The sequence below is a fragment of the Parabacteroides sp. 52 genome (assembly GCF_010500925.1).
GTDB lineage: Bacteria > Bacteroidota > Bacteroidia > Bacteroidales > Tannerellaceae > QVMG01.
Window position 1 is genome coordinate 143,750 of the sequence record NZ_QVMG01000002.1, and the last position, 24,263, is coordinate 168,012.

Below are 24,263 nucleotides of genomic sequence, written 5' to 3' on the forward strand. Positions count from 1 at the left end.
GCTGAACATGTTCGTCAATATTGCTGAACAGCATCGTCAATATTGCTGATGCGCATCGGCAACAGAATATTCGCTTTGTTTTTCTTTTTTTTCCGGGCAATATATTTCATCTTTCAGTAGATTTTAGGTCTTCTCTATGCTGTGATTGATATTTTTACTATTTTTGAACCCTAAAAATGAACTAAGATTATGATATTCCGATTTCTTATTTTGTCAGACGAAGTAGATGACTTTAAGCGTGAGATTAAAATAGATGCAGAAGCCAGTTTTTTGGATCTGCATGATACCCTCTTGGATTCAGTGGGTTATACCAAAGATCAGATGACCTCATTCTTTGTGTGCGATGACGATTGGAGTAAGAAGACTGAGATCACATTGATGGAAATGGATACCTCTTCCGAGGTAGACAGTTATATAATGGAAGATACCCGTCTGGAAGAATTGTTGGAAGATGAGCATCAAAAACTATTATTTGTTTTTGATTATATGACCGAACGGGCGTTTTTTATGGAATTACGCGAAATCGTTCCGGGGCAGGATTTGAAAGAGCCGCTTGTCAGCAAATCGATAGGGGAGGCTCCTGCTCAGGTAATGGCTTTCGATGAGTTCGAAGTGAAACAGCCTGTGCCGACAGTCGGTGAAGAGTTCTATGGAGACTCAGAGTTTGATATCGACGAATTGGACGAGGCCGGTTTCGAAGGTCTGGATGGTGGTGCAGCCGATGATATATTCGGAGAAGACCGTTTCTGATGAATACGTTGGTGGTTCTGCTTGGGCCGACAGGTGTTGGTAAAACAGAGTTGAGTTTACGTATAGCAGAACATCTGGCTTGTCCGATTATTTCTTCTGATTCCCGTCAGCTTTACCGGGAGATACCGATAGGAACGGCTGCCCCGACGCAGGAGCAGTTGGAGCGGGTAAAACATTTTATGATAGGCACGCTCTCTTTGACCGACTATTACAGTGCCAGTCAATTCGAAGAAGAAGTGATCGATTTATTGCCAAAGTTATATGCCACTCATCCATCCGTGGTGATGACGGGGGGATCCATGATGTATATAGATGCCGTCTGTAAAGGCATTGATGATATTCCGACCGTAACCCCCGAAATACGCCATGCCCTTTATACCCAGTTTGAAAACGAAGGCTTGGGTCCTATCCTGGAAGAACTCAGGCGGTTGGATCCTGTTCATGCGGAAGAAGTGGATCCGCATAATTATAAACGAGTAATCCATGCAGTGGAAATCTGCCGGATGACAGGTCGTCCTTATTCTTCTTTTCGTACCCATACAGCCAAAGAACGTGCTTTTCGTATCCTGAAAATCGGCTTGACCCGCGAGCGCGAGGAGTTGTGTCACCGTATCAATCTCCGGGTCGATCAGATGATGGCCGAAGGTTTGTTGGAAGAAGCCCGCAAGGTATATCCCCTGAGGCATCTGAACGCATTGAACACGGTGGGCTATAAGGAGCTTTTTGCCTATTTTGATGGGGAATGGACATTGGATTTTGCCGTCGAGAAGATCAAACGCAACTCCCGTGTGTATGCCCGCAAGCAAATGACCTGGTTTAAGCGGGATGCGGATGTTCAGTGGTTTCATCCCGATCAGGAAAAAGAGATTCTGGCCTGCCTGGACAAGAGTCTGTTTGTATAGGGAGGGGCTTGTGTATTTCATTAAATTTATATTCCTTTGCGAAAAAAATTTCACAGATAAGTGAATCTGATAATAGAACAAGGAAATACGTCAACTAAAGTAGGTGTGTATGATAAAGGAGTACTGGAAGCCTCTTTTGTGTACAAGGAGTTTAATCGTTCTACGCTATTTCCCTTATTAGAGCAATATGATTTGACCCAGGGAATACTGTCTTCTGTCGTAACACTCGATAAGGAGATGATCGCTTTTCTGCAGGAAAATCTGCACCCCTTTATTCTTTTGGATGAAACAGTGCCTGTGCCGATCCGCGTAGGATATGATACACCGGCCACCTTGGGGCGGGACCGTTTGGCCGCTGCCGTGGGAGCCAACTATTTACGTCCCCGGCAAGATCTGTTGGTGATTGATGCGGGCACGGCTATCACCTATGAATTGATAGAAGCGTCCGGGCTTTTTGTGGGTGGGAATATTTCCCCGGGTATGGGTACACGATTCAAGGCGTTGCATCAGTACACAGATAAACTACCTTTGGTATCGGAACAAGAAGAAATACCGTTTATAGCGACCCATACCGTGGGGGCTATACAGGCGGGAGTGGTGCATGGAATTGTCTTTGAAATGGATGGATATATCAATGCTTTACGGCAGAAATATCCGGATGTTTTCGTTTTTTTAACAGGCGGTCATTCGTTTTATTTTGAAAGACGCCTAAAAAACCGCATCTTTGCAAACATTAATTTAGTGTTGACAGGATTAAATAGAATCTTAGAGTATAATGTTGAAAATGAATAGGGGAGTAGTAATAATAAGTATTCTTATTGTTGCACAATTATCAGTATGGGCACAAAATAATACCAATTCGCCTTATTCTCGATTTGGTTATGGAGAGTTAGCGAATCGTTCTTTTGCTGCAGGCCGTGCCATGGGAGGAATAGGGTATGGATTGAGATCATCTAAGCAAATAAATCCAATGAACCCGGCTTCATATACAAGCATGGATTCATTGACTTTTCTCTTTGATTTCGGTGCGCAGGCGCAGATGTCCTGGTATGATGACGGCACGAATAAGCAGCGTTATACGAATGGGAATGTGGAATATATGGCTATGCAGTTTCCTTTACACAAACGTATTGCCATGAGTGTGGGCTTATTGCCCTATTCTTTTGTGGGGTATGAGTTCGGAGGATACAAAGACGAAGGCGATCAACCCTATTCGGAAACATTTGTGGGAACAGGTGGATTAAACGAATTGTATGCAGGCTTGTCTATAGATATATGGAAGAAGCGTCTTTCAGTAGGTGCCAATATAGGGTATCTGTTCGGAAATATAGACCATGAGCAAAATGCGGTTTTTTACAGCGCAGACGCAGAAGCGGACAATTCGTACAGGAAACAACGTATTGAAGTTCGTGATATGAAAATGGACTTTGGTATACAATATACACATCCGTTAAGTAGAACGAATCGTTTGGTTTTCGGAGCCGTATATTCGCCGGCGAAAAAGTTGCATACCAAGTCGTATGATATCTTTCACCTGGGATCCTCTTCGAGTGCGGGTACAACGACAACGGATACGATCTCTAATCAACGTTTTGATTTACCGAGTTCTTTTGGCTTGGGTGCCTCATTTGTAAAAGATAACAAACTGACAATCGGAGCCGATGTGATGTATGAAGCATGGGAAAAGGCTTATTTCTTTGATAAAAAAAGTAATTTTGATAACCGTTTCCGCGTAGCAGCAGGGGTGGAATATATACCGAATCAAACCAGTCGTAAGTACCTACAGAATATCAAGTACCGCGCCGGAGCTCATTATGGCAATTCATATGTGAATGTAAATATGAAAGAAGGAGGTGTATCCAAGAAATATGGCTATGATGAATATGGCGTAAGTGTAGGTTTCGGTTTACCGATCAAGATGGGGATGCAGTTGCACGACAACCGTTCGTACATAAACCTCTCGATTGAATATGTAAAGGTAAGCCCGGCCATACGGACGATGATTGATGAGCAATATCTGCGGTTTGCCATCAATTACACTTTTAACGAGTTATGGTTCTTAAAGCAAAAAGTGGATTAAAAACGAACAACTTAAAATTAAATCGATATGAAAATCAAGGTATTTTTAATGACCCTCGTATTCTCCATGGGAGTAATCGGAGGGTATGCACAGAAAGGTGTGGATAATGGAACACAGTATGGATCCGGAGAGGATAGCGTACGCTGTATCCGTAACCTCAGTTTGTATCTGCCTTATGCCAAAGCAGGGAATTATAAAGATGCGTATGAGTTCTGGAAACAAGCCTATGACGAATGTCCGGCAGCAAACAAAGATATTTATTTGTACGGCGTACGTATTGTAGGTTGGGAAATAGCCAATGAAAAAGATCCGGCGAAGAAAGAAGAATTGATTGATAAGTTGATGGCCGTTTACGATCAACGTGTTAAATATTTCGGAAACGACAAACGTTATGGTAAAGACTGGATTGTGTCTCGTAAAGCACAAGATTATATTCAGCAAAAAGGAGAAAGCTTTGATGCTAAATTAGTGTATGGATGGTTGAAAGAGATTATCGACGAATACGGTAATGATACGGAATCATTGGCTATCTCTCTTTATATGCTTGCTGCGCACCGTATGGTGATGGAAGATCCGAATACAAAAGAACAATATGTAGAAGACTTCTTGCGTATTTCTTCTATCTTGGAAACACAATTGGCTGCAGCCAAAGTGGCTAATAATACCAAAGACATAGAGACACTGACAGGCTTCAAGACCGCGATTGAAGGTGGTTTTGCCGGTAGTGGAGCTGCTGATTGTGAAACATTGCAAGGATTGTATGCCGATAAGGTAGAACAGAATAAAGCAGATATGGGCTTCCTGAAAGAAACACTTACTTTGTTAAGAAGAGTAGGTTGCAATGATATAGAGGTGTATTATGCTGCTTCGCGTTACCTGCACCAGAACAATCCGACTCCGGAGTCGGCTATCGGTTTGGGTAAACAAGCCATTCGGGACAAAGACTATGAAACGGCAGTGAAATATATAGAAGAAGCAGCCAGTCTGGATACGGATGCAAACTCTAAAGCAGATGATTTTTATATGATCGCTTTATTGATGTATGAACAAAATAATTATTCTCGCGCCAGACAATATGCCAATAAAGCCCTGGAACAGAATCCGGCTTATGGAAAAGCTTATATCTTGATTGGTAATATGTATGCAGCTACAGCGAAATCGGTTTATCCGAATGATGCTGTATTGTATAAAGCTTCTTTCAATGCTGTTATAGATAAATTTGAGAGAGCGAAACAAGTTGATCCTTCTGTTGCAGAAGAAGCAAATAAATTAATCGGAACATACCGTGCACACCTGCCCAGTACAGAAGATGTATTTATGCATCCGGACCTGGAAAAAGGCAAATCATTTACTGTAGGTGGCTGGATAAACGAGCGTACAACGATCAGATAATATGTTAAACATACGTTTTCAATGTAAAACGAAACATACAGGCATAACAACTATCCACCCGATAGTTGTTATGCTTCTTTTATTTTTCACCTCCTGTGCAAAAGAAAAGAAGGAGGTGGTGGAGGTCGCTTTTAATCCGGACTCAACCTTTACGATGCAAACCACGGATGTCGTTTCGTTTATTTCGGATTCGGGAGGGTATACGCGGTATCGTATTGTCTCCAAGGAGGTCTTGATGTTTGATAAAGCCAAGGAGCCTTATTGGTATTTCCCGGAGAAATTATATATAGAACGTTTTGATACTTTGCTTCAGGTAGAGGCCAGTGCCCAGGCAGATACGGTTTACCGTTGGCTGAAGAAAGATCTGTGGAAATTGGTAGGCAATGTGGAACTGATGAATATGGAAGGGGAACGTTTTGAAACCTCTTTGTTGTATTGGGACCAGAAGGCGGGGCGGTTTTATTCGGATGCCTATATACGTATCACCCGCACGGATCGTATCCTGACGGGCGTCGGCTTCGAGTCGAACGAAAATATAAGTAAGTTCCGGATTATACATCCGCAAATCAGTATTCCGATAAAAGAATCCACGCATTCGGATTCCACCCGGCGTGTACAAGAAGGGGCTGAACGGCCTGTGTTTACTCCTCCTCTGCGGAGCAGGCCTGTGGCCGTGCAAGAGAAGGAAGTAGAATCCATTAAAATGTTATCAGAGTGAATCTATTAATCTATATACTTATATCATTAGCCTTCTCCGCTTTCTTTTCGGGCATGGAGATTGCTTTTGTCTCTTCGAATAAGTTGCGTTTTGAACTGGACAAAGAAAGAAGAACCTTCTCTTCAAAGATACTGGAGTTGTTTTATCGAAACCCCAGCCAGTTTATCTCAACGATGTTGGTTGGGAATAATATCGCTTTGGTTATGTATGGCCTGCAAATGGCTATCTTGTTGGAACCGGTCATTGCAGAGTTGGTAGGTGTCGGCAAAGAAGGGCTGATCGTATTGATTCAAACTATACTCTCTACCCTGTTGATTTTGTTTTTCGGTGAATTTATACCCAAAACCATTTTCCGATTAAACCCGAACTTCTCTTTGACTATGTTTGCCATACCCTTATTGATCGTCTATGTGGTTTTGTATCCGGTCTCCAAGTTTGCCTCTTTCCTCTCTTATGTTATTTTGAAAATAGGCGGGGTAAAGAATTTGCATACGTCGGTTAACCGGATTCTGGGTAAGATCGATCTGGATTATTTTATACAGGAGAGTATCGAAGATGCCCCCCTGCATACATCCGTAGATACGGAAGTTAAGATTTTTCAGAATGCATTGGATTTTACGAATGTCCGCTTGCGCGAATGTGTTGTGCCTCGGACGGAGATCGTTGCTTGTGATATGGAGGCGACATTGGATGAGTTGCGGGCGAAGTTTATTGAAACAGGACTTTCGAAAATCGTTGTCTTTAAAGATAATATAGATGATATCGTAGGGTATATCCATTCTTCGGAATTATTTAAACATCCCGAGGATTGGACGCAAAGCATAAATGCCGTATCTATTGTGCCGGAGACAATGGCTGCCAATAAGTTGATGAAGGTATTGATGAAGGATAAAAAAAGCCTGGCGGTTGTCGTCGATGAGTTTGGAGGTACTACCGGTATTGTCACCCTGGAGGATATTGTCGAGGAAATTTTCGGGGAAATAGAAGATGAGCATGATACGAAGTCGTATGTGGCCAAGAAGGTGGCGGAAGATGAATACCTTCTTTCAGGAAGAATAGAGATCGATACTTTGAATGAGATGTTTCAGCTCGACCTGCCTGAATCGGATGATTATGTGACCATTGCCGGCTATATTTTACATGCTTATCAGAAGTTTCCTAAACTGAATGAAACAATCGATGTCGATAAGTATGCGTTTAAAATAATCAAGGTCACAGCCACAAAAATAGAATTGGTTCGTATGAAAGTGCTTGATTTATAAAAAAATCAGGATAAATGATGTAATAAATCCTTTTTTTTGTATCTTCGCACCCTTAAAAAGTAGAATATAAATATTAAAAAATAAATAAAAGGATAAATGGCAACGCTGGAAAAAATTAGAAGCAAAGCAGGACTGTTAATTATTGTAGTAGGGGTCGCTTTGTTTGCTTTTATCATCGGAGACTTTTTGAACTCCGGGTCTACTTACTTCAGACAAACTCAGGAAAAGATTGCGTCTGTTAATGGAGAAAACATTTCTATTCAGGACTATCAGGCCCGAATAGAGGAGATGCTGGATGTGTATAAAATGCAAACGGGCAACTCGAATGTGCAAGAAGAAGTAATGACGCAAATTCGTCAATCGGTATTTCAATCGATGACAAGAGAAATTGTATTGGGTGAGAAAGCTGAACTGTTGGGACTGACAGTTAGTTCCGACGAATTGTTTGACATGGTTCAGGGAGAAAATATATCTCCGGTGATTCAACAAATGCCTATGTTTGTGAATCAGCAAACAGGACGGTTTGACAAAACCGCTTTGTTGAATTTCCTGAAAAGGATAGGCGATGACAATACGGCATCTTATTCACCCGAGCAACAAGCTCAGTTGGAACAGATGCGTCGTTTCTGGTTGTTTTGGGAAAGAAGCATTAAACAACAACGTTTGGAAGAAAAATATACTGCTTTGTTGACAAAAGCTGTATCTGCCAACGTCTTGGATGCCAAAGCTGAATTTGATGAAACGGCAGAGTCAACCAATTTCAGATATGTTGTACAGAACTATGCTACTATACCTGATTCATTGGTACAGGTAAGTAAGAGCGATGTAGAAAAACTGTATAATCAGCGCAAACAAAACTACAAACAGGCAGAAGGAAAAGTAATCAATTATATTGCTGTGGATGTTGTTCCCAGTGCAGATGATTTTGCGAAAGCCCAAACAGAGATTGAAGGTCTGAAAGAAGAATTTACAACATCTTCTAATGTGGCTGAACTGGTGAATGAATATTCGGAAATTCCTTTCATCAATGCTTATTCTTCAGAGAATGCATTTGATGCGGATGTCAAACAGTTTATCACTACTGCTGAAGTAGGTGAGGTGAACGGTCCTCTTTTTGCTGACAACAAATACAGAATGTTTAAGTTGGTCGATAAGATCACTGCTCCGGATTCTGTGAAAGTAAGCCAGATCATGGTTGCTGCACAAACAGAAGCACAAACAGTCGCTTTGGTGGACAGTTTGATGGATGTGTTGAAAAAAGGTGCTGACTTTGCAGAAGTGGCTCGTAAACATTCAATGGATCAGATGGCTCAAAACGGAGGTGAAGTAGGATGGATGACAGAAGTGTCTGCTTTAGGTTGGTTGAATGAAGAATTTAAAGATGCAGTATTTGGTGCTTCTGTAAATGAAGTCAAGTCGTTGAAGACCATGTATGGTACAGTGATTGTGAAAGTGACTGAAAAGACTGCTAACGTGAAAAAGTACAAGGTGGCAAATATTGAAATGACTGTGTCGCCAAGTTCAAAAACATATAGTGATTTGTATAATGAGTTGAATCATTACATCTCTGTAAATAATACAATAGAGAAGTTTGATGAAAACGCTCAGACTGCCGGTTATAATCTGATGAAGGATATAACAGTGAATAAGAGTGAAGAAACTTTAGTAGGTATACCTCGTTCTCGTCAGGTGATCCGTTGGGCATTCCAACAGAGCAAAAAAGGTATTGTTTCTGAAATCTTTGAATGTGATGATAAATTTGTTGCCATAGCCGTACAAGGAACAGTTCCGGAAGGTTATCGTTCGCTGGCTTATATGACCCCTCAATTAGAAAAAGAATTGAAAAAGGTGAAGAAAGGCGAAAAAATCGTGAACGATCTGAAAGCGCAAAATCTGACTTCTTTGGAAGCTTATGGTCAAGCAATGAATAGCAGCATTCAGACAGTAAACTTCTTGAACTTTGGAACAAGTCGTATCTCGGGTATAGGTCTGGAACCTAAATTGAACGCATTAGCGTCTGTTGCTCCGTTGAATCAATTGAGTCAACCAGTGATAGGTAATGAGGCGGTTTATGTATTCGAAGCTGTAGAAAGAAATCCGGAAGAAAAAACATATAACGAAGAAGAACAGGTTAGTTTGATAAATTCTTCTAACTCTTATCGTTATGGATATCAAGCTGTACAATCATTAATCAATAACTCTGAGATTGTAGATAACCGTATCCGTTTCTATTAATCATATAGATAGAAAAATAAAAAACAGAAGCTGTCATATCATTTGTATGACAGCTTTTTTTATTCTGCATACGGCGTTCATTCTCTTTCATAAGATAAGATGTGCTTCGGCATAGCTCAAAACAGGTTTGGCTCTGCACTCAGCTTTCATTATCTTTTCATAAGATAAGATGCGCTTCGGCATAACTCAAACAAGTTTGGCTCTGCACTCAGCTTTCATTATCTTTGTATCCTATACTGACTTGAATAAATAGATGAAGGAAAAGAAGCGTTTATTAGGTATGACCCTGGAAGAACTGAAAGAGGTAGTTGCAGAAGTATCTCTTCCGGTTTATGCAGCCAAACAGATTGCAGACTGGTTGTATAAGAAGAAGGTGACAGAGATTGCGGCAATGACAAATATAGCAGTTGCCAAACGCGCCCTCTTGGAGGAGGCCTATGAAGTGGGAGCTTTCCCTCCGGTAGAGTCGATGGTCTCAATGGATGGGACAATAAAATACCTTTATGCGGTAGGAGATAAACAATATGTGGAATCTGTTTATATTCCAACCGAAGATCGTGCCACTCTGTGTGTCTCTTCGCAGATAGGGTGTAAGATGAATTGTCTTTTTTGTATGACAGGAAAGCAGGGATTCACGGCGAACCTTACAGCCAATGAGATACTGAATCAGATACAGTCTTTGCCGGAGTCGGAATCACTGACGAATTTGGTTTTTATGGGCATGGGGGAACCTTTGGATAATACGGATGAGTTATTGAAGGTGTTGGAGATTCTCACAGCCTCCTATGGATATGCCTGGAGTCCGAAACGAATCACTGTCTCTACGATTGGTATATTGAAAGGGCTTAAACGTTTTTTGGAGGAAAGCGATTGTCATTTAGCGGTAAGTCTGCATTCTCCTTTTTCGGCGGAACGTTTTTCGCTTATGCCTGTGGAGAAGGCTTTTCCGGCGGAAGAAGTGCTTGACTTGATCCGTCAGTATGACTTTTCGCATCAACGGCGTGTCTCATTCGAGTATATCGTCTTTAAAGGATTGAATGATAGTATGAAACATGCCGAGGCGTTGATTCGTTTATTGGGCTCTATTCCTTGTCGTGTCAATCTGATCCGTTTCCATGCGATACCGGGTGTGCATCTGAAGAGTTCGGATAATGAACAATTGGAGTTGTTTCGGGATAAACTGAATGCCAATGGCTTGCTCTGTACTATCCGTGCATCCCGGGGAGAGGATATCCTGGCAGCCTGTGGTATGCTGTCTACGGCCAAAACAAATCAAAAAGAGTAGATTACGAATAGTTCGGCAAAAAGAAGTATATTTGTCAAAAAATAAAAACAAAGCGATATGAAAACACCTCTTTTTTTTATCAGTATGTTGTCGCTTCTTTTTTTAGGAGCATGTACCAGTAGTCCGTTGACAAAAAGAGCAACAGGCTTAGCTTATGAAGTGGTAGTTACAATGGATCCTGCCGTATGGAATGGGGTAGCTGGAAAAACGATAAAGAATGATTTGACTTCGGATATACCGGGCTTGCCTCAGTCAGAGCCGGCTATGCGTTTGACATATGCCAGTCCGGATAATTTCAATGGTTTGTTGACTTATGTGCGTAATATTGTGATTCTGAATATAGATCCGAAAATGTATACCAAGGTTTCGGTTTATTCGGAAAAGGATAAATGGGCACAGGGACAAATGGTGGTGACTATTAACGCACCCAGCCAGGAAGATGTGGTTGAATATGAAAAGACGCATGAAAGAGCGTTCGTGAATTTCTTTACGAAAGTGGAAATGAAGCGTGCCGCAGATTTATTGGAAGGCTCTTATGAAACGACTGTTATGGAAAAGGTACAACGTAAGTTTAATGTAAGCCTGAAGGTGCCGGTTGATATGACTTACTCCCGCGATGAGAAAGGATTCTTCTGGGCATCGAATAATGCCAGTACGGGAAGAACAGATATTGTCGTTTATTCGTTCCCTTATACCGATGAGAATACATTTACTCGTGATTATTTAATAGCAAAACGCGATTCGGTAATGAAAGTCAATATGCCAGGTTCTTTCCCCGACTCTTATATGACTACCGAAACCCGTTATGTGATGCCTACGTATACACCTATCACAATGAATGGGCAATATTGTGGTGTTTTGCGGGGACTTTGGCGTATGCAAGGGGATATGATGGGCGGACCTTTTGTGAGTTATACCCGTCTTGATGAGATAAATAATAAGGTGATAGTAGCAGAAGCGTTTGTATATGCTCCGGAAACAAACAAAAGGAACTTTATACGTCGCATAGAGGCTGCATTGAATACCTTGCGCTTACCGGGAGAAGAAAATATATTAGATGAAGTGATCGTTCTTCCGGCCAGCTTGGATGAAAAGAAATAAAAAAGAAAAATATGGATGAACAAATGATAAAGGTGGGGATTACCCAGGGTGATATTAATGGTGTAGGATATGAAGTCATCTTAAAGACGTTTGCTGATTCCCGGATTGCGGAATTATGTACGCCTATCCTGTATGGCTCGTCAAAGATAGCGGCCTATCATCGCAAAGCCATGGATTTGCCCCCTGTTAATATGAGTACGATTACACGGGCGGAAGATGCCGGATGTAACCGCGTTAACATTATCAATTGTATATCAGAGGATACGAAAATAGATTTGGGACAATCGACAGAAGCAGCCGGTGAAGCTGCCTTTGTGGCGCTGGAGGAAGCGGTAAAAGACCTGAAGCGAGGTGCTATTGATGTACTGCTGACTGCCCCTATTAATAAACATAACATACAGAATGAAAGCTTCCACTTTCCGGGACATACGGAATACCTGGAAGAGTCTTTTGCAGGAGAGGGGCATAAAGCATTGATGATCCTTATGAATGAAGGGCTTCGTGTGGCTTTGGTGACGGGGCATATTCCTTTGGCCAAGGTGGCTTCAACAATAACAAAGGAGGATATTGTCAGTAAGCTGTCTCTCTTTAATCAATCGTTGAAGATGGATTTTGGTATTGTGAGACCTCGTATTGCTGTGTTGTCTTTAAATCCCCATGCTGGAGATGATGGGCTTTTGGGTACGGAAGAACAAACCATCATTCGGCCGGCAATGGAAGAGGCGGAAAGCCGTGGTGTGATGTCTTTTGGTCCGTATGCGGCAGATGGTTTCTTTGGTTCTTCTATGTATGAACATTTTGATGGCGTATTGGCGATGTACCATGATCAGGGACTGGCTCCGTTTAAAACATTAGCGATGGAAGATGGAGTGAATTATACAGCAGGTCTTGCTGTTGTAAGAACTTCTCCGGCACATGGAACGGCTTATGATATTGCCGGGCAGAATAAAGCCTCGGAATCGTCTTTCCGACAGGCTCTTTATGCATCGATGGATATTTATAGAAACCGTATCCGTTACCAGGAAGCGGGAGCCAATCCGTTGCGCAAGCAATATTTCGATAAAGGGGCTGATAATGTGAAATTGGATTTGACAAAGGATGAAGAAGCTGAAACGCTTTGATCATAACTAATTCATAGATATAAATAAGAGGGGCTGTCCAAAAGTAAAAGGGACAGCCTTTTTGTTTTTATAGGTGTTTCTCCTTTTTATCTTTTCCGGCGAATACGTATTGAATATGGGATATAAAACTCTTCTTTTGACCTAATCCGTAGCCTATCTTTTCAGCTTAATCTTTTCCCTGATAGGAAGATTTTGTGTATGTTTGCAGTTTAAAAAATAAAAGGTAAACATGTTCAAAAATAAGACAATCGTATATACTTCGGGCACTTTCGATATGTTTCACTACAATCATCTGCGAATGATTAACTATGCGCGTGCAATAGCTGATATTCTGATAGTCGGTGTCAGTACGGATGAATTGGTTTCTTCCTATAAGGCAGCTCCGATAATACCGTTTAATGAACGCTTGCAGATTATAGAAGCACTTAAAACGCCTGATATGGTGATACCTCAGCATACGTTGGATCATACGGAGATTGTAAAGAAATTGAATATTGATGCTTTTGTGGTTGGAGATGATTGGTATGGTAAATACGATTACCTGAAAGACCTGAATGTGCAAGTGTTCTATTTCCCCTATGGTACCGGGGTTTCCTCTTCTAATCTCAAGAAAACGATTCACGATTCCTACGAAGCAACGTTAAAGACGCAGCGTCAGTCGAAACCGGATTCAATCGTTGGTTCACCGGAAAAGTAAAAGGATATGAAAAAGCTGGCTTTTATTACCGGAGGTACGAAAGGGATTGGAAAAGCAGTGGCTTTTTGTTTAGGAAAGGCCGGTTATGATCTGATCCTTACCTATTCATCGGATGAGAAGGCAGCTCGGCAGACCCAGGAGGACTTACAGGCTCAAGGAGGAATTGCTGTCGATCTGTTGCGGGCTGATATAACGGATAAAGAATCTGTAGATGTTATATATCAATATCTTACGGATAAGTCTTTGACCTTGGATGCTCTTGTATTTAATGCCGGATTGACCTGTCGGGACTCTTTTGAAGATATGGTATTGGAAGACTGGGAAAAGGTCTTCTTTGCCAATGTGCATTTCCCTGTTTTTTTATTGCAGCGCATTGTCTCGCGGATTCGTCAACAGGGCAGTGTGCTTTTTACCGGTTCTTTAATGGGTATCCAACCGCATTCGGTCTCTCTGGTATATGGTGTGACTAAGAGTGCGGTGCATTCGCTGGTGAAAAACCTGGTGAAATTTATGTCTCCTTATCATATTCGTGTAAATGGGGTGGCTCCCGGTTTTGTGGATACCGAATGGCAAAAAACAAAGCCGGTTGAGATACGCAAAAGTATAGAAAGTAAAGTGTCTTTAGGACGATTTTGTGAACCGGAAGAGCTGGCAGAAGTGTATAAGATGTTGATTGAAAATAAATATTTTAATGGCGAAGTGGTCGTTGTAGACGGCGGATATTCGTTTAAATAAAGAGGAATGGCTGAACTGAACAAAGAATACGAAGCATCACTGAAATCGATAGAGACGGAGAATAAAGTCGATTGTATATTCTATCGCCCGATAGGGTTTTGTATTGCTCGCCTGTTGCGTGGCACGGGAGTGACCCCGAATATGATAACTATAATATCTATATTTGTAGGGGCTGCTGCCGGCTTTTTGTTTTATCCGAATAATTTGTATTATAATATACTCGGTATTTTGTGCTTGGTATGTGCCAATATACTCGATTGTGTGGATGGGCAATTGGCACGTCTGACCGGTATTAAGTCGGAAATAGGACGTATCCTCGATGGAGTAGCAGGAGACATATGGTTTCTCTGTATTTATTTAGGTTTTGCCTTTCGATTGTATCATTTGTATGGGCATGGATGGTTTTTCCTCCTGGCTGTTTTGTCTGGTTTCTCTCATTTGTTACAAGCCAATATTACGGATTATTATAAGACCTTGCATCTTTACTTTATCAGCAAAGAAAAGGGAGCGGAGTTTCAGACTATAGATCAGATAAAAGCAAAACATAAAGAAACAAAACCGGGGTTAAGTAAAGCTTTTTTCTTTTTATATAGCTGGTATTCTTTGTTGCAGATAAAAGCGACACCCTCTCTTCAGCAATTACTCAGTGGTCTCCAGAAGCGTTATGGGGATGATATTCCGGAACAGATCCGGTTGGATTTCCGTAAACAGAGTAAATGTATCATGAAAAGATATATAGATCTACTGACCTTTAACGGACGTACCCTCGTTATGTTTGTTATTGTATTGACCGGAGGGGTGTGGGTTTATTTTTTATATGAAATAATAATATTGAATATTGTTTTGGCGATAGCCATGCATAAGCACGAAAAAATGTGTGCTGCTTTTGTTAGGGAATTATGAAGAAAACAGTTGTAGATATTTACGATCTACAAAGAATGATACCCTTTTGTAGAACCCGTTTCGGCACTTTCCTGGGGAAATTGGTACTCAAATGGTTTTCCGTAGATAAGGTAAATAAAGTACATGAGAATAGTTGTCATTTGCGTGGGGCAGACTTTACGACGAGTTTGTTGAGTGACCCTTTGTTGGATATCCGTTATAAAGTACATAATGAAGAGCTCCTGGATAACCTGCCGGAAGGAGCTTTTGCCACTGTCTCTAATCATCCGATCGGTTCGATTGACGGAATCATCCTGATTGATATATTTGCTCGTCGCCGGCCAGACTTCAAAGTAATGGTCAATGGTATACTGACGAATATCGGTGCCATGGAAGATAATTTTATATCCGTAGTTCCGGAGTCGAATAAAGAGAATCCGAATGCTCCGGTGAATATCAACGGCGTGCGATTATCCTTGCAGCGTCTGAAAGAGGGACATCCTATGGGCTTTTTCCCGGCAGGAGCCGTCTCTTTTTATAATAAGGATAAAAAGAAAATTTGTGATTTGGACTGGACACACAGTGTTATTCGTCTGATTCGAAAAGGAAATGTGCCTATCTATCCTGTCTTGTTTGATTTTTTGAATACGCGTTTTTTTTATGTGTTGGGAGCTATCGACTGGCGCATCCGAACCTTACGCATGCCGGCAGAAGCATTTAACAAAAAAGGCAAAGTGGTGGATGTGTATATTGGGAAACCGCTTTATCCGGAAGAGATAAAAGGTATGACAGATGAAGAAGTGGCCCAACTCCTGTATAAAAGAACGTACGAGGCTAAAAAAGAATAAACGACCGATAGATTCCCCCTTTGATTGAGGTTTATTGAATTAAGAATTGTAATTTTGTCAGGTAAACTGAAATAATTACAGATACGAAAGAGGTATATGGCTGGAATAGATGTGCAACAGATAAAACAACGCTTTGGGATTATTGGAAATAATGCTGCATTGAATCGTGCGATTGATATAGCTCTGCAAGTCGCACCTACGGATTTATCGGTTTTGATAACAGGAGAAAGTGGAGTGGGGAAGGAGACTTTCCCGCAAATTATTCACCTGAATAGTCCTCGTAAACATGGACAATATATTGCTGTCAACTGTGGAGCTATTCCGGAAGGAACGATTGATTCGGAGCTTTTCGGGCATGAGAAAGGTTCGTTTACCGGTGCTCTGGGCGATCGGAAAGGCTATTTTGAAGTAGCCGATGGTGGTACAATTTTTTTGGATGAAGTAGGAGAGTTGCCTATACCTACCCAGGCCCGCTTGCTTCGGGTATTGGAAAGTGGGGAATTTATCAAGGTCGGCTCATCGAAGGTGTTAAAAACCAATGTACGTATTGTGGCTGCTACCAATGTGAATTTGATGCAGGCAGTAGGAACAGGGAAATTCCGTGAAGACCTTTATTATCGGTTAAATACTGTACCGATCCAGGTACCACCCTTGCGTGAAAGGGGAATGGAGGATATATTGCTGCTGTTTCGTAAATTTGCAGGGGACTGTGCCGAAAAGTATCATATGCCGACCATTCGTCTGGATGATGATGCGAAAGAATTATTGGTGTCTTATCGTTGGCCGGGTAATGTGCGCGAACTAAAGAATTTGACTGAACGCATTTCGGTGATAGAGGAGGGACGTGATATCTCTGTGGATATATTGCGGCAATATCTGCCGGATCTCAAAGTAGAAAAACTACCTGTTCTGGTAAAACAGGACAATGAACAAAAAATATTTAATAGTGAACGGGAGATTTTATATCAGGTTCTTTTTGATATGAAAAAAGATGTGACTGAATTAAAGAAACTCGTACATGAAATTATGACCGGTAGCAATATGCCTATGTCGGCAACAGAGGATTCGGGTTTTACCCATTCTATTCAACCCCATTCGGTTCACTCTGTGCATCCTCATATTCAAGAGGCAGAAGAGGTGGAAGAAGAAACCTTATCCTTGGAAGATGTCGAAAAAGAAATGATAAAAAAGGCTCTAGACAGACACAATGGACGCCGGAAAAATGCTGCTGTAGATTTGAAAATATCCGAACGCACCTTATACCGTAAGATAAAAGAATATGGCTTGGAGTAAAAAACAGAACAGACCTCTCGTTTGGCTTTTTAGCCTGATAAGCTTCCTCCTGATAGGTGGATGTTCGATTTCTTATAAATTCAATTCGGCATCAATTGATTATACAGTTTTGTCATCGATATCTGTACAGGAGTTTCCCAACCAGGCACCGTATGTTTATCCTCCTTTGAGTCAGGTTTTGACTGAATCCATGAGGGATCTTTATAGTAATAAGACCCGTCTTCAGTTGGTGCCGCAAAACGGAGACTTGGAGATAGAAGGTGAAATAACCGGATATGACCTGGCTCCTATGGCAGTCAAGGAAGATGCCTGGGCTTCTCAAACCAAATTAACTATTACTATTCGTGTCCGATATACTAATAACAAGAATCCGGAGAAAGATTTTGAACAATCTTTTTCAGCCTATCGTGAGTTTGATGCAAGTCGTATGTTGACAGACGTACAGGAAGAGTTATGTCAGGAAATTGTCGAAGAATTAACAGATCAGGTGTTTAATGCAACTGTAGCAGATTGGTGATATGAAAGCAGGTGATTTTTATCGGCTTATGGAATCTCCGGAACTTCTTACCGGAGAGACGCTTCAGGAACTGAAGTTGATTGTTGATGAATTTCCCTATTTTCAAACAGCCCGTATGCTTTACCTGAAGAACCTGGCTTTGCTGGAGGATGTGCGCTTTGGACAGGCACTCAAACGGATGTCTGTTTTTATCCCGGATCGCAAGAAACTGTTTTTATTGATAGAGGGAGAACGGTACGGATTGAAAGCTCTATCTGTGCAGGAATCTGTAGAAGAAAAAGAAAACAAAACCTTCTCGGTTATTGATACTTTCCTTTCCACTTATGCTACAGAGAAAGGAACGGAAGCAGAGGCTTCTTTTCTTTTCCGTCCCTCAGTCTCTTCGGATTATATGTTCTGGATTATGTCGGATCAGGAGAAACAGGAAGAAAGTAAACCAGTTGTGCCTTTATTGCATCAGGATCTGATTGATTCTTTCATACAGCAAGAGGAAGAGCGGGCGGGAAGTCGCTTGACACTTCTTGAGGATGTAGAAGAAGCGACAGTCCCGGATTCTGTGAAAGAATTGAATGACGACTATTTAAAGTCAATGGATGATTCTTATTTTACAGAAACATTGGCCCGGATTTATGTCAAACAGAAGCGATATGAGAAAGCTTTGCAAATAATTAAAAACTTACGCTTGAATTATCCGGAAAAAAGTATTTACTTTGCAGATCAAATAAGGTTTTTGGAAAAACTGATTATTAACACTAAAAAATAAGATAAAATGTACGTATTTATTGCAATCTTAATTCTGATAGCAGCCATTCTATTGATCCTGATCGTTATGATTCAGAACTCAAAAGGAGGAGGTCTTGCATCAGGATTCTCTTCTTCTAACCAAATCATGGGAGTAAGGAAGACTACGGATTTCCTGGAAAAAGCCACATGGGGATTAGCCGGAACAGTTATTGTTTTGAGTATCCTGATTACAGCATTTATCCCCAGAAACCAACAGGCTGTTCAATCTGAGATCAAACAACAGGTAAACGATGCTGTTGTTGTGGATCCGAATATGGTTGCTCCTGATTTTGGTACAGCACAACAACCAGTTGTTCCTGAAGAAGAAGAAGCTCCGGCAGAATAATTTGTTTGTAAGAACATATAAGGGAAAGACATCTTTTTAAAAGGTGTCTTTTTTTTATTCCCTTCTATAGGGAAAGGCTATATATCAGGTTTTGTGGAATGAAGATTTTAGAGAGTATGTCGTCCGAGTCATTAGATGCCCCTTTGTTCGGTCAATAGTTCTTGAATAAGATAATTTTCGGTTTGTTCCCCAATTGCCTATACCGATTAATTCGGTTACCTTTGTCCGGTAACGAAAATTGTGTTCGTATGGAATTATTACATTTTGAAGGGCTCTTAATAGGTATAGTCACTTTTCTAATTATAGGTATCTTTCATCCCGTTGTAGTAAAAGCGGAGTATTATTGGGGGACCAGGTGTTGGTGGTTCTTTCTCCTGTTAGGAGTCGGAGGCACGATTGCTTCTCTTTTTATAGAAAGCGTATTCTGGTCTGCTATTTGCGGTGTTTTTGCTTTTTCTTCTTTTTGGACTATAAAGGAGGTCTTTGAACAGGAAGAACGGGTTTATAAAGGTTGGTTTCCGCGTAATCCTAAAAGAAAATATCCTTGGGATGATCCATTTTCGGGGAATTAGAAAAATGGCACAATCTGTTGATTGAAAATTAGTCGAATGATTAAGTGATGAAAGCACTAGTTAGATTAGTGCAGAAGTTAGTACTATTTTACCTTTCAATCGCAAATCTGTTCGACTTATCATAACCTCTTTCAACAGCATTTATCATTCCACTATCAAGATATTTTTTTAAGTCTGATTTCAGAATCATAAAAGTATCATCTCTAACAAAATAATCAGAATCATTCATCGCTGATACAAAATGGTCATACTGAAGATAACTGTGTAACAATACAACCGAATCAATATTTACATTTTTAACCTTGAAAAAGTAATATATTGTTGACTTTTCATCATCCTGTCTAATCAAATAAACATCATTGGTTTGTGGATTAGCAACATACTCTGCCTTTTGTTTTTGAGCATTTATATTTGCAACAACCATTGTTGTGATTAATGTTAGCAAGAGAATTATTCCCGTGTACAAATAAACAGGCGTTTTTGTAATAGATAAATAGTGATTTATTTTTTTATCATTGAATGTGTCATTGCATTTCAAACATAAAGACCTGATTGTTTTTGTGCCAAATGGAAATATGGGAATGAAAAATACGTGAAAATATTTTTGATATACTGAGATTTCCTGACCGTAATCATTGCAATTTTCACATTTAATATGAAAATCATCGTATTTTTTAATCCTCACTTTTCGTATTCCGTAAAAAAGTATCATTCTTAATTCTTTTTTGTGTTGTTATCAAACAGTTAATCGTTTTGACATACACTTTGTCGTTCGCATATTACGGATCAATGATAGGGGACTGGCATAACTCCGTTACTCCTATCATACTATTTTATCTCGCCGTCCCAAAAATACTTATAATCTTTCAAATAGATGCTGTACTCCTTGTGAATTGTTAAAATACAATCGGTTTCGCGAAATTAGACTGTGCATGTTTTAAATCAAACCTTATGGGATAACTCTATTCATGATGTATTTGTGAAGGGTTGGAGTTTTATATTTTTTGTTAAATTTGTTACAAAGTAGCATTATAAAGAAATGCGGTAAATCAGAATACATTTAAACATAAAAAACTCTTGAAAAATATGAACTAAAAGGAGACTGAAAGAGAAAACATGGAAAATAAAAAGGAGTATAGAATCAACTCACCCCCATTTATAGAAATGATATTTTCTTAAAAAAACACAAAAAAACACAAGTGCCGTTTAATAAAGTAGAGAAAGAACACTGTCAATCAGCAAAGGATCTTCTTGATTCTGTATTAATAAGATTTATGAAAAAAGTAATCCCTTTTTTTATCGTATGTAGCATTCTTTTTGTTGTTGCTTGCACAAGTAAACACCCCCCATCACAAATAGGTGAATTGATTTGTATAGAACAATTAAAAAATCTACCAGAAGACGATTCGTGGAACAATAAGTTGGTCTCCTTTGAAGGCTATTTTGGCTTTTGTCGTATGATAAATGTAGTAAATACAAGTTCAAAAACGAACCTGCATATCACAACAGAACCCAACTGCGGAGGTGATCACTTGATTAATGCTAGAATCAGATTCATACGTGCAGAATCAAAAACAATTATGGGCCCCGCTGATCGTAATAAAATCATTGTAGAAAAAGAAATCAACCTGAATACACTGAAAGTAATTACCGATGATTACCAAAAAATAGATTATCAAAAGTTTATTTTTTCAGGTAATTTACTTTATGATAACGGGACATATTATTTAGACAATGTTACAATTCATTTAATTCAATAATTATGACAACAACACAATCAAAATTAAAATTTTCTCATATAGTTCTTATCGTGATAATGGGAGGATTATCTGTAGCGCTTTTTATGTATAAAGATAAAATCCTGCCAAATCCCAATGCTGCTTATGAAGAACTTTACAGTACATTTAAAAAAGCAGAAGGTACAATCGTCAGTATGGAAAGCAGAGGAGGTAGACGCAGTGTTATAATATATACGATTCAGTTTTATGATCAAAATAATAATTTGATAACTGTTACCAAAAACAACTGGCAAACAATGCCACTCAAAAAGGATGACAAAGTAATTATGTACTATAATCCTCTAAATCCTCAAGAAGCGACACCTGAAAGTAGTTGGAAAGAGATCATGAGAAAATAAAAACAATGCCTCTGCCCTACGTTTAATCAATTTGTTGCAAACGGAGGGCGAGGTTTGTTTAATAAGAATGTAAGATCGATTTAAACCACACAAAAAGAAAAATATAACAATCTCATAAATCTGACAAATATGACAATCACCCTTATTATTTCAGCAGTAATTCTTCTTATTACGCTTTGGTTGATTACAACTTATAACAAATTCATTTCCAAGAACAACCGTGTAAAACAAACAGAAAGTAGCATTTCAGTGATGCTTAAACAGCGAAACGATATGATACCGAATCTAGTGGCTGCTGTACAAACCTATGTGGGGCACGAAAATGCAACGCTTGTCAAGATTGCTGAACTGCGTGCACAAATACAGCAGTCCAATAACGAACATGAGCAAATGCAACTTGGTGCGGAAATGTCAAAAAAAATAATCGACATCAAAGCGACTGTTGAAAATTATCCAGAGCTAAAAGCCGACAAACAGTTTTTGCGCCTTGAGGACAGTATCGAAGAAATGGAATATCAATTACAGGCAGTGCGGCGCACATTCAATGCAGCAGCAGTCGATTTTAACAACTATGTACAAATGTTTCCTTCGAATATTATTGCTTCTGCAAAAAAATATCAACCCTACGAATTAATTACTATTCCTGAAGCAGAAATGACAAATGTGGATGTGAAAGCATTATTTAAAAACTAACACGAGTGTCCAACTAAAATCAAAGAGCTAAAAAATTATTAATTACAAAATAAAATGATCATGAATCAAGAAAAAACAAGTGTACCAGCGAATTTGTATGATTTTTATACGCAGCATCCCGAGAAGTTTGAAATGCGAACGGACCAAAAAAAGAAGGTTCTTTATTATGTTCTAATAGGGGTTTGTCTATTACTTTTGGTAATTCCCTCTCTTTTGCCGATTTCAGCGTTATTGGTTCGCATAATAGCAGGCTTAGGGCTTGTTGTATTCGGATTCTCAGCTTATGCCGGAGGGTCGGATTATTATAACAAAGAAAGTGGTGGAAAAATAACGAATATTCGCCTTAAAAAGTTTGATGGAGAAGAGATCGGGGAGGAACAAATAGTAACGATGTTTGAACAAAATGATATTAAAGGTTTGGCCGATGCTCCGTCTACTGATAATCAACCTATACAACTTTATGTTCACGAAGATGCACTGGGCAAGGAATTTTATCTTCAGGTCATGAAGTTCTATTCTTCATCTGATTTTAGAGGACTTACTCCTGTGAAAGTCATCAAAGAACCGGAATACTCAAAGCTTTATTCATTAATTCAGCATATATAATTTATCCCTACTGTCCGACTAAAATCTAAGAGCTAAAAGAAAAGGGCTACTTTCATTGCGGTTCACCCTTCATCGGTAATTTAGTTTTACTACAAACACTAGTTGTCTTTTGAACAAAATGGTGAATGAGAGTGTAACGGCAATCGATAGAGTCAAATAAATTTTGTCGGACAGTAGTAAAAACAAACATCCTTTTTCATATATATGGAAACAAAAATTGAACAATTACAGGAAGAGTTGTTTGGGGTATTAAAAAAAGCCGAAAAAGACAAACAGAAGATTTCCATTTTTCGTATTCTCTGTTATGGCGGAGCATTGCTCTACTTTTTTGGAATAATAGCAATGCAAATAGTTCTATATTCGGGGGGTGACACTTCGTTTCTCTACACATTAAATCCCCATCCAACATTTTGGGAACAATATAAAATGTTGATATTAATTCTGCCATTGATTGTGTTAATAACCATCGGCGGTTATGGGGTAGCCGTTTATCACAAAAAATTCACAGAGGCGGAACATCGTTCCATTCGTCGTATCATAGGAGCAATGTTTCCTGATGCAACATGCAGTCCGGTGCCCCATTACCCGGCAAAATCGCTGATACAACAAAGCAATTTTTGGGCTAATACCGACATTGAAAACATAAACAGACAATCATTCGGTACAATTACATTTGAAAACAACAATCGAAAATTAACCTTTTACGACCTTCTAATCAATGCCGGTTCGCAGCAAAACCGACTGGCTAAATCGTCTGTCGGTGCATTTGTATTTATAGCTGCAGTGCTTTTCAAAGGATTATTTGCTAAACGAGTAGAAAACATTACAGCTACTTTCAGAGGGATGTTCACATTCGCGCAGTTGGAAAAGAAAATCAATGGTTCCGTAGTTGTTCTTCCCGACCACCTGGAAAGCCATCTTGACTATCTTGCAAAAAATATTCAACTATTGAAAAATGTAAATGGGAATAAATTGGTAATACTTGAGGACATGGAGTTTGAACGTTTTTTTGCCGTCTATGCCAGTGACGAAAATACAGCACGTTACATTCTGACTCCAGCCATCATGTTTAGAATAACCGAATTAAGAAAGAAATACAATCGCGACATTATGCTTTCTTTTAATGAAGATAAATTCTTTTTTGCCGTAGCGATGCCTGAAGGTTTTATGACATTGGGTGATGCCTCATTCACGTCGGGTGAAGCATTGAGGGATTTGTATGATAATTTGGTGACGGCACGAGATACTTTTAATGATCTAAAAATCAAATAACAAAATCGTTTTAAATTATATTATTAACTCTCTAAA

Annotated in this window: 26 protein-coding genes; 25 read left to right on the forward strand and 1 reads right to left on the reverse strand. The window is 39.7% G+C overall.

Features of this window, described 5'->3' with window-relative positions; translation table 11 throughout:
- The first annotated feature begins 189 nt into the window (after positions 1 to 189).
- The 20 genes from D0T51_RS03030 to D0T51_RS03125 all read left to right on the forward strand — a co-directional run bounded on the left by D0T51_RS03030 (position 190) and on the right by D0T51_RS03125 (position 19,519).
- Entirely contained in the window at positions 190 to 750 is a 561-nt protein-coding gene (locus D0T51_RS03030; RefSeq protein WP_163724983.1) for a hypothetical protein, read from the forward strand.
- Positions 750 to 1,652 (forward strand): tRNA (adenosine(37)-N6)-dimethylallyltransferase MiaA, encoded by a 903-nt coding sequence (gene miaA / locus D0T51_RS03035; RefSeq protein ID WP_163724985.1) that lies wholly within the window; start codon positions 750 to 752, stop codon positions 1,650 to 1,652. The genes D0T51_RS03030 and miaA overlap by 1 nt, the downstream gene beginning before the upstream one ends.
- 60 nt (positions 1,653 to 1,712) lie before the next feature.
- On the forward strand, positions 1,713 to 2,444 hold the full coding sequence (locus D0T51_RS03040) for a type III pantothenate kinase (RefSeq protein ID WP_163724989.1): 732 nt from the start codon (positions 1,713 to 1,715) through the stop codon (positions 2,442 to 2,444).
- Entirely contained in the window at positions 2,428 to 3,732 is a 1,305-nt protein-coding gene (locus D0T51_RS03045; protein ID WP_163724991.1) for a hypothetical protein, read from the forward strand. The genes D0T51_RS03040 and D0T51_RS03045 overlap by 17 nt, the downstream gene beginning before the upstream one ends.
- Positions 3,733 to 3,759: 27 nt before the next feature.
- Positions 3,760 to 5,124 (forward strand): lipopolysaccharide assembly protein LapB, encoded by a 1,365-nt coding sequence (locus D0T51_RS03050; RefSeq protein ID WP_163724994.1) that lies wholly within the window; start codon positions 3,760 to 3,762, stop codon positions 5,122 to 5,124.
- A gap of 1 nt (position 5,125) precedes the next feature.
- Positions 5,126 to 5,842, forward strand: a complete 717-nt coding sequence (gene lptC, locus D0T51_RS03055; protein WP_163724997.1) for an LPS export ABC transporter periplasmic protein LptC — start codon at positions 5,126 to 5,128, stop codon at positions 5,840 to 5,842.
- Positions 5,839 to 7,104, forward strand: coding sequence for a hemolysin family protein (locus D0T51_RS03060; protein WP_163725000.1), 1,266 nt, complete (start codon positions 5,839 to 5,841; stop codon positions 7,102 to 7,104). The genes lptC and D0T51_RS03060 overlap by 4 nt, the downstream gene beginning before the upstream one ends.
- 96 nt (positions 7,105 to 7,200) lie before the next feature.
- On the forward strand, positions 7,201 to 9,339 hold the full coding sequence (locus D0T51_RS03065; protein WP_163725002.1) for a peptidylprolyl isomerase: 2,139 nt from the start codon (positions 7,201 to 7,203) through the stop codon (positions 9,337 to 9,339).
- A 253-nt stretch (positions 9,340 to 9,592) separates the two neighbouring features.
- Positions 9,593 to 10,624: a 23S rRNA (adenine(2503)-C(2))-methyltransferase RlmN gene (rlmN, locus tag D0T51_RS03070; RefSeq protein WP_163725005.1), complete on the forward strand. Its 1,032-nt coding sequence runs from the start codon at positions 9,593 to 9,595 to the stop codon at positions 10,622 to 10,624.
- A gap of 57 nt (positions 10,625 to 10,681) precedes the next feature.
- The gene (locus tag D0T51_RS03075) at positions 10,682 to 11,725 is read left to right on the forward strand and encodes a DUF4837 family protein (RefSeq protein WP_163725008.1); all 1,044 of its coding nucleotides are present in this window, start codon (positions 10,682 to 10,684) and stop codon (positions 11,723 to 11,725) included.
- Between the two features lie 11 nt (positions 11,726 to 11,736).
- On the forward strand, positions 11,737 to 12,846 hold the full coding sequence (pdxA, locus tag D0T51_RS03080; RefSeq protein WP_163725010.1) for a 4-hydroxythreonine-4-phosphate dehydrogenase PdxA: 1,110 nt from the start codon (positions 11,737 to 11,739) through the stop codon (positions 12,844 to 12,846).
- A gap of 229 nt (positions 12,847 to 13,075) precedes the next feature.
- Positions 13,076 to 13,543 carry an adenylyltransferase/cytidyltransferase family protein gene (locus D0T51_RS03085; protein WP_163725013.1) on the forward strand — a complete coding sequence of 156 codons (468 nt, stop codon included), beginning with the start codon at positions 13,076 to 13,078 and terminating at the stop codon, positions 13,541 to 13,543.
- A 6-nt stretch (positions 13,544 to 13,549) separates the two neighbouring features.
- Complete coding sequence (locus D0T51_RS03090) at positions 13,550 to 14,278, forward strand: SDR family NAD(P)-dependent oxidoreductase (protein WP_163725016.1); 729 nt, start codon at positions 13,550 to 13,552, stop codon at positions 14,276 to 14,278.
- A 6-nt stretch (positions 14,279 to 14,284) separates the two neighbouring features.
- The gene (locus D0T51_RS03095) at positions 14,285 to 15,181 is read left to right on the forward strand and encodes a CDP-alcohol phosphatidyltransferase family protein (protein WP_163725018.1); all 897 of its coding nucleotides are present in this window, start codon (positions 14,285 to 14,287) and stop codon (positions 15,179 to 15,181) included.
- Entirely contained in the window at positions 15,178 to 16,008 is an 831-nt protein-coding gene (locus D0T51_RS03100; RefSeq protein ID WP_163725021.1) for a lysophospholipid acyltransferase family protein, read from the forward strand. The genes D0T51_RS03095 and D0T51_RS03100 overlap by 4 nt, the downstream gene beginning before the upstream one ends.
- 96 nt (positions 16,009 to 16,104) lie before the next feature.
- Positions 16,105 to 17,301 (forward strand): sigma-54-dependent Fis family transcriptional regulator, encoded by a 1,197-nt coding sequence (locus D0T51_RS03105; protein ID WP_163725024.1) that lies wholly within the window; start codon positions 16,105 to 16,107, stop codon positions 17,299 to 17,301.
- Positions 17,288 to 17,818 carry an LptE family protein gene (locus D0T51_RS03110; protein ID WP_163725026.1) on the forward strand — a complete coding sequence of 177 codons (531 nt, stop codon included), beginning with the start codon at positions 17,288 to 17,290 and terminating at the stop codon, positions 17,816 to 17,818. The genes D0T51_RS03105 and D0T51_RS03110 overlap by 14 nt, the downstream gene beginning before the upstream one ends.
- Before the next feature lies 1 nt (position 17,819).
- Entirely contained in the window at positions 17,820 to 18,581 is a 762-nt protein-coding gene (locus D0T51_RS03115; protein ID WP_163725029.1) for a hypothetical protein, read from the forward strand.
- 6 nt (positions 18,582 to 18,587) lie between these two features.
- Entirely contained in the window at positions 18,588 to 18,947 is a 360-nt protein-coding gene (gene secG / locus D0T51_RS03120; protein WP_163725032.1) for a preprotein translocase subunit SecG, read from the forward strand.
- Positions 18,948 to 19,195: 248 nt separating this feature from the next.
- Positions 19,196 to 19,519 carry a DUF4491 family protein gene (locus D0T51_RS03125; protein WP_163725035.1) on the forward strand — a complete coding sequence of 108 codons (324 nt, stop codon included), beginning with the start codon at positions 19,196 to 19,198 and terminating at the stop codon, positions 19,517 to 19,519.
- An 88-nt stretch (positions 19,520 to 19,607) separates the two neighbouring features.
- On the opposite strand, the gene D0T51_RS03130 is transcribed toward D0T51_RS03125, so the two are convergent.
- The gene (locus tag D0T51_RS03130; RefSeq protein ID WP_163725038.1) at positions 19,608 to 20,231 is read right to left on the reverse strand and encodes a zinc-ribbon domain-containing protein; all 624 of its coding nucleotides are present in this window, start codon (positions 20,229 to 20,231) and stop codon (positions 19,608 to 19,610) included.
- A gap of 562 nt (positions 20,232 to 20,793) precedes the next feature.
- On the opposite strand from D0T51_RS03130, the gene D0T51_RS03135 reads away from it, so the two are divergent.
- The 5 genes from D0T51_RS03135 to D0T51_RS03155 all read left to right on the forward strand — a co-directional run bounded on the left by D0T51_RS03135 (position 20,794) and on the right by D0T51_RS03155 (position 24,227).
- On the forward strand, positions 20,794 to 21,279 hold the full coding sequence (locus D0T51_RS03135) for a hypothetical protein (protein ID WP_163725041.1): 486 nt from the start codon (positions 20,794 to 20,796) through the stop codon (positions 21,277 to 21,279).
- Positions 21,280 to 21,281: 2 nt separating this feature from the next.
- A complete protein-coding gene (locus D0T51_RS03140) occupies positions 21,282 to 21,656 on the forward strand; it encodes a hypothetical protein (RefSeq protein ID WP_163725044.1) in 375 nt (124 codons plus the stop codon).
- 129 nt (positions 21,657 to 21,785) lie between these two features.
- The gene (locus tag D0T51_RS03145) at positions 21,786 to 22,349 is read left to right on the forward strand and encodes a LemA family protein (protein WP_163725047.1); all 564 of its coding nucleotides are present in this window, start codon (positions 21,786 to 21,788) and stop codon (positions 22,347 to 22,349) included.
- A 60-nt stretch (positions 22,350 to 22,409) separates the two neighbouring features.
- On the forward strand, positions 22,410 to 22,955 hold the full coding sequence (locus D0T51_RS03150; protein WP_163725050.1) for a hypothetical protein: 546 nt from the start codon (positions 22,410 to 22,412) through the stop codon (positions 22,953 to 22,955).
- A 204-nt stretch (positions 22,956 to 23,159) separates the two neighbouring features.
- On the forward strand, positions 23,160 to 24,227 hold the full coding sequence (locus D0T51_RS03155; RefSeq protein WP_163725053.1) for a DUF3137 domain-containing protein: 1,068 nt from the start codon (positions 23,160 to 23,162) through the stop codon (positions 24,225 to 24,227).
- Positions 24,228 to 24,263 lie beyond the last annotated feature (36 nt).